The organism is Bacillus sp. FJAT-29790 (genome assembly GCF_019039215.1).
In the GTDB taxonomy this organism is placed as follows: Bacteria; Bacillota; Bacilli; order Bacillales; family Cytobacillaceae; genus Cytobacillus.
Genome location: NZ_JAHNZZ010000001.1, coordinates 703,565 through 718,206, shown reverse-complemented (window position 1 = coordinate 718,206; position 14,642 = coordinate 703,565). Strand labels below are relative to the sequence as shown.

The following is a 14,642-nucleotide window of genomic DNA, read 5'->3' as shown; positions in this document are numbered from 1 at the left end:
TTTCGCCTGCTTTCTAAAATTCCACGTAAAATACTCTCGCTACTATTGCAAGTGGTCTATGTATTGAATAACTTAATTTGACAATCATTTGTATCATTCGTGTTTTTTCTATGTAATATGACAAAATTAAAGATAAATTTACTCTCAAAAAGGATTATAGCATCATAATTTGACAGGAATATGTTATTCATATTACAAAAACATTTCAATTGCTGCCATCTTTCCCCAGATACAATTAGTAGCTAGTAGAATCATAGAAATGGGGGGAAAATCCAGTCAGCCATCGCAATGGTGAAGTCGAACGGATGTTTGTTACTCATAGTTGAGAGAGTGATTCCGTAAAAGAAAAAAAGCTGATTATGCTGAGGAATAACATCCAAAGCATAATCAGCTTATTATAATAGAAGAAACTCGGCTTAATCGATGCTCATTTCGAGTTCTTCAATTCTTTTTTCAACATATTTGCGATCTTTTTGCGCATGAAAGGTTTCGGCTTTTTCAAGGATAATGCTAGTATTGTATTCGGGAATTTTCGCATATTGTTCGTATACGCCTTTCGGAAGCAGTACATTTCCTTCCGGCCAGAATACCGCAATATTACCAGCTTTCACATCTTCGAATTTAGCATGTCCTTGGTAAGTACCAAAGCGGTTGTAGGCAACGATCGATTCGCCTTCACGGATATTTAGCACAGCTGCATCAGCTGCATTCATCATAATGTCATAACGATCGGCTCCGTTAAATGGATCTTGTTCACTATATACCATCGAGTTAAATTGCTTCCCTCTTCTTGAAGTAACATAGAATTGACCTTCTGTTTTCCGGAGCTCTGGAATTTCAATGGCGAGAAGAGTCCCTTTACCGTCCGGTGTCGGACATACACCACCCTCGCATAACCATGCTCCTCCCCATTGGAAGACATCCCCACGATTTTTCAAATGCTGAATGCCATCATAATTGCGATTAGCTACAGCAATTTCATTGCGAATCTCTGCTGCATGGTTAAATTGGATCAAATGTTTCTTTTCCGGATAAACTCTTGAGGCAAGATCCACATAGATTTCCCATTCCGCACGGGCTCCCTCGATTCTCGGTCCTTTAACTTCCGGACTAAAGTAAACCATTCTTTCCGTACTTGTAGATGTGCCTCCTCCCGGCTGTTCGTAACGGGTCATGGCTGGAAGGACGATGACTTCTTCCTTTGCATCGACAAGTGTTGATGTGTTGAAAATGATATCCTGGTGAACACGCAAATCAACATTCTCAAGAACTTGCTGAATGAAATCTGGGTCTGGCATTGTTTCAAGGAAATTCCCGCCACTTGTAAAAAAGAGCTTTACTTTTCGTTCATGATCATCTGGAAGCATAATGTTTTCTAATGTTTGGCCGACAGTATCCCCCTGCCATCTCGGTACAGGGAACCCCCAGATTTCTTCCATCCGCTTCGCATTTAATTCATCAAAGTCACTGCCAGGCAATACGAACGGATCTGCACCCATTTCACCTGAGCCTTGAACACCGCTATGCCCCCGGATTGGCATCACGCCGCAATGCTCTCTGCCTAGGAAGCCACGAAGCATAGCAAGATTGGCTACTTGTGAAATATTATCTGTTGCAAAACGGTGCTGGGTTAACCCCATACTCCACACAAACACCCCTGATTTGGAATTTGCTAAAAGCTCAGCAAATTCATACATCCGTTCCTTTGTTAAACCAGAGGATTTCTCAAGTTGATCCCAATCTTGGCTGAAAAGATGCTCTTTTAATTCGGCAAAACCGTTAGTATGTGCGTTAACAAAATTGTAATCAATTGCAGAACCTGGCTGCTTTTCTTCCATTTCAAACCAATGCTTCATTACACCGTTCATAAAGGCAATGTCGCCGCCAATATTAACTTGGTAAACGTCATCAACGATTTTCGTTCCAAAAACGGCGCTTTCCGGAATCGATGGAATCCAGTAATTTTCCATTGCTGGCTCACGGTAAGGGTTAATCGTAATAATTTTCGTTCCCGCTTTTTTCGCCGCATACATATATTTTGTTGATACAGGCTGGTTATTCGCCGCAACTGAACCCCAGAAAATGAGGACGTCTGTCCCGATCCAATCTTTATAGTTGCAACTAGATGCCCCGATTCCAAGCGACCGTTTTAAAGCTGTTTTACTTGGAGAATGACAAATACGGGAAGCATTATCAATGTTATTCGTGCCGAGAAAGCGAGCTGTTTTCGCTGCCGTATAATAAACTTCATTTGTTATTCCACGCGCTGTTAAATAAAAAGCAAGCTGCTTCGGATCAATTTGTTTAATTTTATCTGCGATTCGATTTAACGCTTCGTCCCATGAAATTCTCGTAAACTTCTTTTCTCCCTTTTTACGAGAAAGCGGGTACGGAATCCTCCCTAATTTTCGCAACTGTGTACTATCCAATTCTTTCATTTTTTCCACATCTTCCAGCCACTTTGGATCGATCGCCGGCATTGTGTTTAAGCGGAGAACATTTAGCCTAGTCGTGCAAAGATGAGGGCCGTTAAGCGTTTGGTCGTATAACCCCGATACGCCAAGGGCACAGCCATCACATACACCTTGAGTTAAAATCCTATATGCATATGGCAAGTTATCCTTATTATCCCAGGCAACCTTCATCGTATCCCGGATATGATGCGGCTTTACCTTTCCAAGCCCCATTGGTGCTAAACCCGCCCATAATGACGGCTTAATTGATTTATCTAGTTTCATAGGTCCTGTATGTTTTGTTGTTCCCATATGCTCTACCCCTTTAGAAGTTTTTCCATCACGCTAGGACTTTGGCCGATATATTAAAAATTTGGCCGATAAATGCACTAAACTAACCGATATATTAAAAATTTTGGCCGTTAAATGCTGATACGTCTCTAAATGTGGACCATTTTTTCGTTATTTTGTTATTTATATAAAATAAAAACCACCAGACACATGCAGTGTTTGGTGGTTAGTCTTTAGCAGGTTCGCTACCAAGTGCCAACGCTAGATTTTGTACATCTTTTCAATATCCTGATCAAAAACAAATATAGACATTCCAAAGTCTCTTTCGATATCGATGTCCACAAATAAATCAATTAACTTCGCCTGTAAGAACTCTTCCATTTCAAAAGGCTGGTTCTTTTTATACATCTCTTTTACCATTTCTGTTCTGGCTGCCCGAAGCATTTGTTTGCCATCATCAGCGCTTGCGATGAATTTTTCGACTGGTGAGAGGTTTCCCTCCATTTCGCAAATGGCCCAGTTTTTACAGAAAGTGGTTGTCACTTTGCTCGGCCCTTTGCCCATATGTTTTTTTCGAAAGGAACGAACAAGATTGCTAAATTCGGCTTCATATTTATTCATGCGTCTTCAATCCTTTTAATTCCAGCAGGAACGCTGCTGGACATAAACAATTAATCGCTTTCAAATAGCTGTATCACTCTTAACTGACGACAGGATCGCTATCTCATATCAAAAATGTTACAACATTATGAACTAAATAGATAATATCACTATTATTTAATTTATACAACTTTTTTAGTTTTCACACTATGAATATATCTTTAACCCTTGCCATCTGAAAAATATATGCTAGTATTTTTGTTATTCAGCTAAGTTAGGCAGGTGGATTAAGATGACGATAGAAATTAGCCACAGTAATAAAATTTTCAAATTCGAAAATGGTATATTACAAGAACAATTTGATGAAATTGTATCCGAACATCCCCTCACAATTTTCCTCAATGGCGAGGAATTTTCGACAATGGTTTGTTCCCCTGATAATTTAGAGGAACTTACACTTGGGTTCCTAGCGTCAGAAGGATTTATTCGGCGGAAGGATGAAATTAAAAATATTCACATTAACGAAGACAAAGGCATTGCCTATGTTGACCTATATGCTCAAACAACTACAAGCCACGAATTTCACTCAAAGCGTTTCATCGGTTCGTGTTGCGGAAAAAGCAGACAATTTTATTTTCATAATGATGCTCGGACAGCGAAAACGTCTACTTCCGAACTGATATTGACATCAAAACAGTGTCTATCCCTTATGAAACAACTGCAAAATAGCAGCGTTATTTTTCAAAAAACTGGTGGGGTTCATAATGCCGCCTTACTCTCAACAGATGAATTGATCATCAGCAGAACGGATATCGGCAGACACAATGCTTTAGATAAAATTTTTGGTTATTGTATCCAAAACAAATTGTCTGTTAGAGATAAAATAATCGCATTCAGTGGGCGAATTTCTTCTGAGGTGCTGCTAAAAGCGGCCAAGATCGGTGTTGGCATTATCCTGTCAAAATCCGCCCCTACGGACCTTGCCATCAAACTGGCCGAAGAATTAAACATTACGACCGTAGGATTTATTCGCGGGAATTCATTCAACGTATATTCCCATGTCAAAAGAATTGTAGAATAACACAATTCCGCTCTAGCAAAATATTGTTGAATAATTAATCCTATGCTAATCTAAATGGACAATCGTGTGTAAAGGAGCGATAGAATGTCGAAAATTTCACTCGCAGTAGCAGTTAAATTAAAGAGTGTCCTATCAAAGCGAATCCATGAATTAGAAGAAGAAATGGGCCGGGTCGCCTATATCGACATGGAAAAAGGGAGTCAATTGCCAAAACAAGCACGGAACTTGATAGAAGTTGAAAAGGATATTGAAGAAGTGCGTAAAGATTTCCGACTTCTTGATCGGCTTATGTACAAAGCAAATATTGAGAATGAAATCATTTTCAATAACGAATCTCTTGCCATTGTAGAGGCAATTGAATTCGCTTCCCAGCTCCGTGCCAGAGCACGTAAATACAAGGAGTTTGGATCCACAGCTAAAGAGGAATTTCTTTACCCGCTTGGCGATTCTAGCTCTATGGTTAAGGTCGCCATGTTCGATCCGGAAGACTACCGCCTAAAAGCATTAGACATGGAACGTCAGGCGAACCGTCTGTCTAATTTAATAAATGCGAAAAATTATGCTGTTGAATTAGACTTTGACAGCGATAGATATTTCTAAACCTTGAAGCGGTGAGACTCCTCTTCAAGGCGTAGAAGGAGATCCCCCTTGTGTACATCTTAGTACTGAATTCATGGCGATTGGCAAACCAATGACCGATAACCATTTATACTTTTACCAGTAACCGATGACCCACTATGGCAATGGATGGTCGATGACCAACTTATTAGTTCCTATATCTCCTTCTATGAGCCCCTAGCCCATTATGGTCAGGGGCTTTTTTAACTGCCCGCACAATTTCATGGAAATACCCACATAAATTATTGATAAACTGGTGGGACGCCTGTTCCGTGACTGGTACTTATTCAATTTATTACCCATTTAAGTATGGGCTAAGTATTTTTATGACTTCGTCTAGTTTTTTGGCATTTTTTTTGTACATTTGTTTAGCCGTGTTAGAATCGGTTTCCAATTCAAAAATTTCTAGGTCAGCTTGGCATTTTTTGAGCATTGCCATTAAAAGCGGTTTTGTTTGTGGGGAAGGTTGCTTCATTTTGTCATCGAAAAGATCGACAGTTAAATCTCCATAAGAGTCTACTTGGGCAAAAAACACGTTATCTAGGGTAATACCTAGTTTATCTAATTCAATATTAAGCCATTTACGGTCTTTTCCAGCAGCAGCAAGTGCATTATTAACGATCTGACCATCCCTTATAATCGTCTGAGGTACTTTATCTTTAGGCATTTTCATGTTAAGATCTTTTGGGGTTAGGGGTCTATTTTCTTTTTTCAAAAGAACCGTTAATTCACCTGTAGATTCTAACATTGCAAATTCCACATCTGCCATATTAAAAACATCTTTTTGACGAAGCAAAGTACTTAGTGCATCCGTTGAATATTTTTCCTTCTTTAAGTTATCCTCCATAATCTTTCCGTCTTTAATAAATATGGTTCCTTTCCCTTCAACAAAGTCCCGAAAGCTATTGCTTTTTAAAGAAATAATACTAACTAAAAATGCAATTACTCCAAAAATGGAGATGGCAAGTATTCCATGCCCAATCGGACCATCAAGTCCCATTATGACTTCGCCAGCAATACTACCGATTGTCATTCCGACGATATATTCAAAAAATGATATTTCGGAAATTTGTTTTTTCCCTAAAATCTTGGTCATTACGAATAAAAAAGCAATAAATACGAGCGAACGAACGATGATATGGCTCCATTCAGACATTTCGTCACCCCACACATTAAGATTCAAGATTTATATTGTGGTTCTTCAAATACTAATTCATTTACACGGACTTGAAGATCTTTTTTGATATCATTCATCATGGACATCGTTTCATGAAAGGTCCTTTGAGCTTCAGGATCTTGGGAATTTAAAGCTAAAGATGAGAGCTGCGCTTCAATTCCTTTAATTGTTGCTACACATTGTTTTACATTCGAAATTATGGTCATATTTTCATCTTCCTATTCGGCAATATTTCAAAATCAAATTCGCCTTGGCTCATATGCGCCCAGATTTTTACCTTAGCTTGCTCGATAAAATCCTTTAATAAACCTAAAGGCTCGCCGGAGGCTTAACTTTATTCATCCGAGGTTTGAACCCTACTGAATGGGATACCTGTTTACCATTCATTTCGCTACTCGTTTCGTTTAGAGGTTTTTGCTGAATAAAGTTAAAATAATGAAAAGGTTGGCTAAAAGCCAACCAATTCAAGGCTATTATTGTTTGTATTGCGGCTCTTCTTGCTCAATTTGCTGCAGACGCGGTGCAACATTGTCAATGATTGTTTGTGTTTGCTGTGCTGCATCTTGGTATAATTGTTTTGCTGCTTTATTGTCAGTTGCTAAAGCAAATCCCTCTAAGCTTGCTTGTGCACTCTTTAAACCCGCAATCGCTTGTTTTACCTGAGTTCCTACTGTCATTTTAATACCCTCTTTCTTTCGTATTGGCTCTTTTCTGCATGTTGATGCTCATACATAACACATACCTAATAAGCCAATCGGTTTTTGCCGATTGATCCTTACCTCTTCTTCTTGGCATGCTGCAAAATCAACATTTAAGAAGCCTTTGTAATAATCACTTACAAACGATATTATTGCTCATACGCATGTGATTTATTTAATTCTTGTGCTGGTAATTTAAGGCGTTCATTATTTTTGGTAATATATTATAAATAACATTCAGCAAAAATACAAATAATAAAATTACTTAAAGGTCATTCATTTAAGTGATCTAAATCATCACACCCTCCATTGAAATTGATTATCATTAACATGTAGGAATCATTCTCTATTTGGGGGTCATAATGATGGAAAAGAAATCACTTGTAGAGGCTCAGGAGTTTAGTGATAACCAATTTACTAAAAGGATTATTTTTCGCGAGGGTGAAAGTACAGTATTTGTCCTAAACTTCATGCCTGGCCAGCAGTTGCCTGCTCACAAGCATCCAGGAACAGCAGTTTATTTATTGGTTCTACAAGGAAACGGGACATTAACAATCAACGGGGAGCCATCAGAAGTTACTGAAAAAGATGTCATTCATGCAAGCGGAGATGAGGAATTTGCCTTTGTGAATAGCGGAAGTGATCCAGTAAGTCTTTATGTGATGTTGAATAAAATTCCTGATGAAAGATATGCTCAAAATATTTAAGCCAAAAAGCTGCTGTTGAGGTCTCAACAGCAGCTTTTCATCCATTTAAACAGAACTCTGGCTTGATAGGGTTCTAAAAGTATACAAATTCTATTCATCATTTTATAGTGGGAGCAAGTTTACATTTGTTTGGTTTTTTAAATCCTCAATCATTTGCACCCATTCCTGAGGTTTATTCGAAAGGACTGAATAATAAGCAACTAAGAAATCTGCAGCTAGACTCGCGGGAATTTCTGAAACATTGTCATCTGTCGGCATGAAACAAAAATCGAGTCCTTTTACCGCTTCTCCGTCATTTTTCCATGATGGATGGACATATGGGAAATCAAGACGTTTATAGCCGAGATGGGAAAGAACTTCACGGCGAATGAATGGATTCATTGGCTTGACGCCGCCAAATTCGTGATCCTCTAGCTGATATGGATCATAAATTTCTGCGAACATGCCAAAAAGTTCTTTACCATTCGCTTTTGCAAGCTCATTCAAGTCCTCTGAGCGATTTTGTGCCAAAAAACGTCCAAGACTTAGGCCTGGACGGCCAATGATGGTAAAGTCTGTCATCGCAATATTCCAATCCGGATAGTACCTATATTCTGTCGCCCCCACTACATCCTCATGATGAACAGCAACAAAAACGCGAATTCCCGGATCCTCTAAAGGTTCTTTCCACAATTCAAATTCAAGCACTTCCTCAGGTGGAAAAACCTCTTTCATCAGCTCATGCATCTTAACAAATAATGGATCTTCTATACTTGTAATTCTTTTATATTCCATGGGACATACTCTCCTCTATATCAAATTCGCCTTGGCGTATTTGCGCCCAGATTTTTATCGAGCTTGCTCGATAAATTCCTTTAAAAAATCTGTGGCATCCGCCGGAGGCTTAACTTTATTCAGCCGGAGTTTGAACCCCATCTAAATTGGATACCTGTTTCCATTAATCTCGCCACTAATAGGAGTGGGAGACTTCTGCTGAATAAAGTTAAATGGATTTTTCCATTCCATCAATACGGCGTGATTTAGTGATTCCTCGTCATCTAAATAATTCTCAACGATAGATAGAGGGATTCTTCCACAGCGTAAGAGAAATGTGATAATCGGATCGTTAAACTCTCCTTGAATAACAGCCTCCACATATTGTGAAGCAGTCATCTTATCCGCTTTTTTATAAAATCCTGGCATTCTTCCCCCGCCAAGCAGTCTGTCAAGCCTGCGCTGGATAACAACCTGATACATCGCCTGCATTAAGTATTTTCCTAGTCCAAGCTTGCGAACCCTTGGGCGCACGCTTATGTCAACAATATAAAGCGTATTTCCTTCGGGATTGTGATTTCCTATGTATCCGCTATCCGTGATTTCTTCCCAAGTATGGGAAGGGTTCGCCGGATTAAAATCAACGCAAAGTCCTGTTAGCGAGCCTGCAAGTTGACCATTTACTTCGATACAAAGGGCGCCTTCAGGAAACAATGTTACGTGATTGTTCAATTGCTCCTTATTCCACCATAATTCGGACGGAAAGGGAGGCGGGAAGCATTCGGATTGAATTTTAATCAATTCTTCAAAATCGTCTCTCGTATAATTCCGAATGACAACAGGGACCGGTTTCTCTTGATCAAACACATAAAATTCGCTTTTATATGCCATTTTTTATCACTCTCAAGAATCTATTTTTTCCCAATCAGGATACAAATCTACTCGGCGGTCACGCCATGTTGTGACCGAACCTTTTTCCCTTACTTCGTATAAAAGGCTTAAATCAAGATCAGCCGTTATGATCATATCATCATTTATTTCCCCTTCAGCCATGATCCCTTTTGGCGGGAACGGGATATCATTAGGTGTAATGACTGCAGCCTGTCCGAAGTTGCTACGCATGAAATCAACAGTTGGCAGTGAGCCAACCGTGCCTGCCAAGACTACGTACACTTGATTTTCAATTGCGCGTGCGTGGCTTGTATAACGGACGCGGTGGAATCCATGACGGTTATCCGTACAAAATGGACAGAAAATAACATCTGCTCCTTTTGCTTTCGCCATTCGAACAATCTCTGGGAACTCAATATCATAACAGGTCAACATAGCAATGCGGCCTTTGTCTGTATCAAAAACTTGCAAATCTTTCCCTTGAGACATGTTCCACTCCTGAACTTCTGTTGGAGTAATGTGCAATTTCGCCTGTTCTGCAATTCTGCCATCTGGGTAAAATAAATGCGCCACATTATATAAGCGGCCATTTTTATTAATCACATGTGTGCCGCCAATAATGTGCATATTTGACTCTCTTGCTAAATTAGAAAATAGATTCATATATTGTTCAGTAAAGTCTGGCAGATCATTAATTGTCGGCCTTTTTCCTTGGGCATTATCAATTGATAGTAGCTGTGTGGTAAAAAACTCAGGAAACAAAACAAACTCCGAATCAAATTCCTGAGCCGTTTTAATATAATGTTCACATTGCTTTGCAAAATCCTCAAATGAATGAATAGTATGCAGATGATACTGCACTGCAGAAACACGTAGTTTCAATGTCATCCCCCTCACACTAAAAAATATGGCGTACAACGCCATCATTTCTACAAATAACCTGAGATGAGTATAACAACTCCATCTTTCTTGATTATCAATTATTTCCTTTGAAATAACAATACTCATATTAAAAGTTTTTGCCTTCATGTAAATGACGGCAAACTAAAAAGGAAGGTTAATATTCCTTCCTTTTTTGCTTCTGTAAGTTATCTTTGAAACTGGTAATGGTGCATAATTATTTTACAATATGAGGATGCGCCCCGGCACTGACAATTTTAAATTCCATTTCACCGGTATTTTCAATGAGGAAATACATTTGGTTATTGCCTTTTTTCAATTCGCCTTTATAACCATTTTCTAATTCAACATAAAACGTCGAGATATATTCCACTTGTGTTTTTGTTCGAGCGTGCTCCTCCATCGTGCGTACTTCGAGCTTCTTTATTCCTCTTTTGAAAGCTTCTGTATCAAAATCACTAAAGATAAATTGCTCTTTAGAGGTTTCATGATCGATAAGCAAGTAGTTAAAGAAAATGAACACGGGGTTAATATTGAATGGAATATCGAGATTAATATCTCTGTAGGGAACCTCAGTTATTCTCCAGCCTATTCCTGGAACGTAACGGACTTCGATCTTAAAGGCTTCCGTTTCAGTGGTCTCCCCAACAGGTACATCCAATTTATAAATGCTGTTTTTCCCTTCTTCTTTTATAAAAGATGCCTTTGCTAAATTCCATTGAAGAAGAGAGCCGCCATCCGCTTCTGGCTGAGCCATTTTCCCTTTATACTCAATGATTTCGCGATTAGCAATAAATTGCCTTGCCTGAGATTTTGTTAACGTTCCTGTTAAATACTTCATTAACTTTTTCTTTGTCCCAATATCGCCTGATAAATATCGGTAGGTCTTACCTTCATAATTAAATGTTTCGTATTCCCCTTTTTTATAATTTCCTCCCCTCTGCACATAGCTCTCACTTTGTTTCCATTTGCTTGCTAACGAAACTACTTGGGCTTCATTAATCTTGTTATGCTCCTTTTCATTCAGAACAATTTTTCCCGGTTGCTCCGTTGCCTGTGCATATTCATTTTGAAAAAGCAACGGCACATTCAGCGTCGTAACTGCAAGACCTGCGATTACCCATTTTTTTGCTTTCATTTTCTATTCCTCCATTTGCTCGTTTCGGTTTTTTTATTTCTATCTGAATTGTACTCCCGCAGCGAGCTAAATGAGTTACAGAATGGTTATCAAAATCTTTAATTTTGGTAACGGATTTCGTCCATCTTTCTTGCTAACAAATATTACTTTTCGGATGGTCTCTTATATATTATTTTCAATATGACTTGATTTAGCACTTCAGACATCACGAGTCCGGCTGCAATGGCCCCAGATATCATGCATGCCATTGCCGCAAGTTCAATGGCAGTTTTATAATCGTTCTCAACGAGGTGGCGCATGGCGTCATAGGCCTTTCCTCCAGGCACTAAAGGAATAATCCCTGCAACACTGAAAATAATCATCGGCGTTTTATAGATCCTAGCAAAAAGCTGACTAACCAACCCAATTGAAAAAGCGGAAAATAACGATGCTACAACAGCATCATATTGTATATTTACAAGCCAGAAATAAATAATCCACCCGACCATTCCAACAAAACCGCATTTGATTAATGATTTCTTCGGCGCATTAAAAAGGACACCAAAAGCAGCCGAAGCAATAAAGCTTGTTATTAGATGTAGAACCATCGTTCGTACTCCTCCGTTAGTGGTAAAGCAATGATAATATTTTTTAACTAGGGAATTATGCTATATGGGACCAATTATTATAAAAATGGGTTCAATTATTTCGATAATGGGATCAATTATTTCAAAAATGGGCTCAATTAATTTGATAATGAGACCAATTATTGCAAAGTATGAGCAACAATAGCGAAGATAACCGAAAATCCATTCAATAATGAACATGGCTTTCTGCATAACACCTTAAAAAACAGAAAATACAACTGCGACTCCTGCTCCAATCGCAAAAGCTGTCAATAATGCGTCTACACCCTTAGATAAACCTGCAACAAGGTGTCCAGCCATTAAATCTCTGATCGCATTTGTAATCAGCAAGCCGGGCACTAGTGGCATGACAGAAGCAATGATAATTTTATCCAGCTGCAAGCCAATTCCAGTCCTAACAAAAATAAAGGCAATTAATCCGATCACGAGAGCAGCAAGAAATTCTGAGAAGAACTTTATTTCAACAACCCTATGAACATAAACAAAACAAGTAAAACCAAAACCCCCTGCAATGATTGCAGGAATCACATCAATCCACTGCCCCAGAAACATCAATAAGAAACACCCGCTTGCAATCGAAGCGGCTAGAATTTGTTGATATGTCGGAAACGCGTAATCAGCTTTTTCAATTTCCTTCAGCCTGTCAAAGGCTTCTATCCCCGTTAATTCTCCACTACTTATTTTACGTGAAATGCCATTAACTAATGTTACTTTATATAAATCCGTTGAACGCTCAGATATTCTGATTAACTTGGCAGGCTCGGTCCCATCGATAGAAAAAATAATTCCGGTTGGTGTTACATAGCTATGTGAATGAGGAATACCAAGAGATGAGGCAATTCTAGACATCGTATCTTCTACCCTGTACGTTTCCGCCCCGCCCTGCAGCATGATCTTCCCCGCAAGCAGACAGATTTCTATCACTTCGAGTGAATGAGGCAGCAGTTTATTTTCCATTCTTCTTCCTCCAGCCTTTAAAAAATGTGATTCGTAAAATCCATCCTTTATTAAACCACAATCATTCACATTTTTCATTTCAAATAATGAAATCATCCTTTATTAAAAGATCAAACGTAAATTTTTGTTTTTTTCTAATTTTCCATATTAACCAATGTTAAATGTTTGTAAAGTTTTCCGTTCAATCCTATATTTTATTATATGAACTTTGTTAACCTTAGATTAATATGTCAATTTTAGCAAAAGTCATTGAAACGATACGAAGATAATTTTTCAGTTAACAGATTGAATTTAATAAAGGTTTATTAAAAATGAAAAAACGAACAATTTCTTTCATAGCTGCCATTATCCGCCTTTATCAGAATAATAGAGATAATAAAATATAATTTTATTTGTTTTTTGGTCTAGTTAAATATATTGTAAAATTTACTCAAAAAGGAGCATTTAATGAGGAACGAAAAAAGAACTATAAATTTAATGACATTACTTGAAATTCTATGCATCTCTATGAAATTAGGTTTCACCTCTTTTGGCGGACCAGTTGCCCATCTCGGCTATTTTCATAATGAATACGTCCGCAAAAGAAAATGGATGGATGAAAACAGCTATGCTGACTTAGTCACATTGTGCCAATTTCTCCCTGGTCCAGCAAGCAGTCAGGTTGGGATCGGCATTGGAGTGTTACGGGGGGGAATAATCGGCGGGATATTGGCTTTTCTCGGATTTACGACGCCCTCTGTCATTGCTTTAATTTTGTTTGCACTCTTGCTTCAAGGAATGGGTACAGTAGATGCAAGCTGGATTCATGGGTTGAAGATTGTGGCGGTTGCTGTTGTTGCACATGCGATTTTAGGAATAGCACAGAATCTTGCACCCGATTTGCCGAGAAAATCAATCGCCCTTGTTGCGATCGCAGCTACATTACTCTGGCAAACTGCTTTTACCCAAGTTGGCGTCATCTTTCTATCAGGAGTGCTCGGCTATCTTATTTATAAAAAACATCGTAATACAGTAGAAAATCACTTTCATTTTCCGCTTTCAAAACGATTTGCGATCGGGTGTTTAGTGCTATTCTTTGGGCTGCTTTTCAGTCTACCGATCTTAAGAGAATTAACTGCATCTACTTGGATTGCAATGTTTGACAGTTTTTATCGTTCAGGTGCGCTCGTTTTCGGCGGTGGCCATGTTGTTTTACCATTATTAGAGCGTGAATTTGTTCCCTCTGGGTGGATTAGCGCAGAATCATTTCTTACTGGATACGGCGCCGCACAGGCAGTTCCCGGACCGTTATTCACTTTTGCTGCATATATAGGTGCTGTTATGAATGGCTGGCAGGGTGGGCTACTTGCGACCTTTGCGATCTTTTTGCCTGCCTTTCTTTTAATAATGGGTACATTGCCATTTTGGGATCACCTTCGCCGTAATTCGAAAATTAAAGGAGCATTAATGGGCGTGAATTCAGCGGTTGTCGGTATATTAATTGCCGCCTTTTACCAGCCTATTTGGACAAGCTCTATTATAAAACCAGCTGACTTTGCCTTTGCTGCCATATTGTTCAGCATGCTAAGTTTTTGGAAGCTCCCCCCTTGGATAATTGTATTAACAGGAGCTTTGGGCGGTGTATTATTAGGGTACCTTAATTAATTGCGAAAGCTGCCGGCCTTATCGGCAGCTTTTTCCTTATAGGAATAATTGGCTCATTCGCTACTGAAATCAAACACCGGTGTTTGATTTCCGATGTTTTACAATGTT

At 38.9% G+C, this 14,642-nt stretch carries 15 protein-coding genes; 4 read left to right on the top strand and 11 right to left on the bottom strand.

What is annotated here, in order from left to right; translation table 11 throughout:
* Nucleotides 1-416: 416 nt before the first annotated feature.
* Both BGM26_RS03435 and BGM26_RS03430 read right to left on the bottom strand, forming a co-directional pair.
* Nucleotides 417-2,765 (bottom strand): FdhF/YdeP family oxidoreductase, encoded by a 2,349-nt coding sequence (locus tag BGM26_RS03435; protein WP_217038343.1) that lies wholly within the window; start codon nucleotides 2,763-2,765, stop codon nucleotides 417-419.
* A gap of 240 nt (nucleotides 2,766-3,005) precedes the next feature.
* On the bottom strand, nucleotides 3,006-3,365 hold the full coding sequence (locus tag BGM26_RS03430; protein ID WP_217038342.1) for a Na-translocating system protein MpsC family protein: 360 nt from the start codon (nucleotides 3,363-3,365) through the stop codon (nucleotides 3,006-3,008).
* Nucleotides 3,366-3,636: 271 nt separating this feature from the next.
* On the opposite strand from BGM26_RS03430, the gene fdhD reads away from it, so the two are divergent.
* Together fdhD and BGM26_RS03420 are read left to right on the top strand one after the other, a co-directional pair.
* A complete protein-coding gene (gene fdhD / locus BGM26_RS03425; RefSeq protein WP_217038341.1) occupies nucleotides 3,637-4,425 on the top strand; it encodes a formate dehydrogenase accessory sulfurtransferase FdhD in 789 nt (262 codons plus the stop codon).
* An 84-nt stretch (nucleotides 4,426-4,509) separates the two neighbouring features.
* Nucleotides 4,510-5,025 (top strand): DIP1984 family protein, encoded by a 516-nt coding sequence (locus tag BGM26_RS03420; RefSeq protein ID WP_217038340.1) that lies wholly within the window; start codon nucleotides 4,510-4,512, stop codon nucleotides 5,023-5,025.
* A 313-nt stretch (nucleotides 5,026-5,338) separates the two neighbouring features.
* Here BGM26_RS03420 and BGM26_RS03415 read toward each other — a convergent pair whose 3' ends face one another.
* From BGM26_RS03415 to BGM26_RS03405, 3 genes are all read right to left on the bottom strand, one after another.
* Nucleotides 5,339-6,199 (bottom strand): DUF421 domain-containing protein, encoded by an 861-nt coding sequence (locus tag BGM26_RS03415; RefSeq protein WP_217038339.1) that lies wholly within the window; start codon nucleotides 6,197-6,199, stop codon nucleotides 5,339-5,341.
* Between the two features lie 23 nt (nucleotides 6,200-6,222).
* Nucleotides 6,223-6,426, bottom strand: coding sequence for a DUF1657 domain-containing protein (locus BGM26_RS03410; protein WP_217038338.1), 204 nt, complete (start codon nucleotides 6,424-6,426; stop codon nucleotides 6,223-6,225).
* 267 nt (nucleotides 6,427-6,693) lie between these two features.
* Nucleotides 6,694-6,897: a DUF1657 domain-containing protein gene (locus BGM26_RS03405; protein WP_217038337.1), complete on the bottom strand. Its 204-nt coding sequence runs from the start codon at nucleotides 6,895-6,897 to the stop codon at nucleotides 6,694-6,696.
* A gap of 386 nt (nucleotides 6,898-7,283) precedes the next feature.
* On the opposite strand from BGM26_RS03405, the gene BGM26_RS03400 reads away from it, so the two are divergent.
* The gene (locus BGM26_RS03400) at nucleotides 7,284-7,625 is read left to right on the top strand and encodes a cupin domain-containing protein (RefSeq protein ID WP_217038336.1); all 342 of its coding nucleotides are present in this window, start codon (nucleotides 7,284-7,286) and stop codon (nucleotides 7,623-7,625) included.
* A gap of 102 nt (nucleotides 7,626-7,727) precedes the next feature.
* On the opposite strand, the gene BGM26_RS03395 is transcribed toward BGM26_RS03400, so the two are convergent.
* The 6 genes from BGM26_RS03395 to BGM26_RS03370 form a co-directional block, all read right to left on the bottom strand.
* Nucleotides 7,728-8,399 carry a GNAT family N-acetyltransferase gene (locus BGM26_RS03395; protein ID WP_217038335.1) on the bottom strand — a complete coding sequence of 224 codons (672 nt, stop codon included), beginning with the start codon at nucleotides 8,397-8,399 and terminating at the stop codon, nucleotides 7,728-7,730.
* Nucleotides 8,400-8,540: 141 nt separating this feature from the next.
* A complete protein-coding gene (locus BGM26_RS03390) occupies nucleotides 8,541-9,269 on the bottom strand; it encodes a GNAT family N-acetyltransferase (RefSeq protein ID WP_217038334.1) in 729 nt (242 codons plus the stop codon).
* 12 nt (nucleotides 9,270-9,281) lie between these two features.
* Nucleotides 9,282-10,151, bottom strand: a complete 870-nt coding sequence (locus BGM26_RS03385; RefSeq protein WP_217038333.1) for a carbon-nitrogen hydrolase family protein — start codon at nucleotides 10,149-10,151, stop codon at nucleotides 9,282-9,284.
* 235 nt (nucleotides 10,152-10,386) lie between these two features.
* Nucleotides 10,387-11,307, bottom strand: coding sequence for a DL-endopeptidase inhibitor IseA family protein (locus tag BGM26_RS03380; protein ID WP_217038332.1), 921 nt, complete (start codon nucleotides 11,305-11,307; stop codon nucleotides 10,387-10,389).
* 143 nt (nucleotides 11,308-11,450) lie between these two features.
* The gene (locus BGM26_RS03375) at nucleotides 11,451-11,894 is read right to left on the bottom strand and encodes a threonine/serine exporter family protein (protein WP_217038331.1); all 444 of its coding nucleotides are present in this window, start codon (nucleotides 11,892-11,894) and stop codon (nucleotides 11,451-11,453) included.
* A 237-nt stretch (nucleotides 11,895-12,131) separates the two neighbouring features.
* Entirely contained in the window at nucleotides 12,132-12,890 is a 759-nt protein-coding gene (locus tag BGM26_RS03370) for a threonine/serine exporter family protein (RefSeq protein ID WP_217038330.1), read from the bottom strand.
* A 447-nt stretch (nucleotides 12,891-13,337) separates the two neighbouring features.
* Here BGM26_RS03370 and BGM26_RS03365 point away from each other — a divergent pair, with 447 nt between their 5' ends.
* A complete protein-coding gene (locus tag BGM26_RS03365) occupies nucleotides 13,338-14,534 on the top strand; it encodes a chromate transporter (RefSeq protein WP_217038329.1) in 1,197 nt (398 codons plus the stop codon).
* Nucleotides 14,535-14,642: the final 108 nt, after the last annotated feature.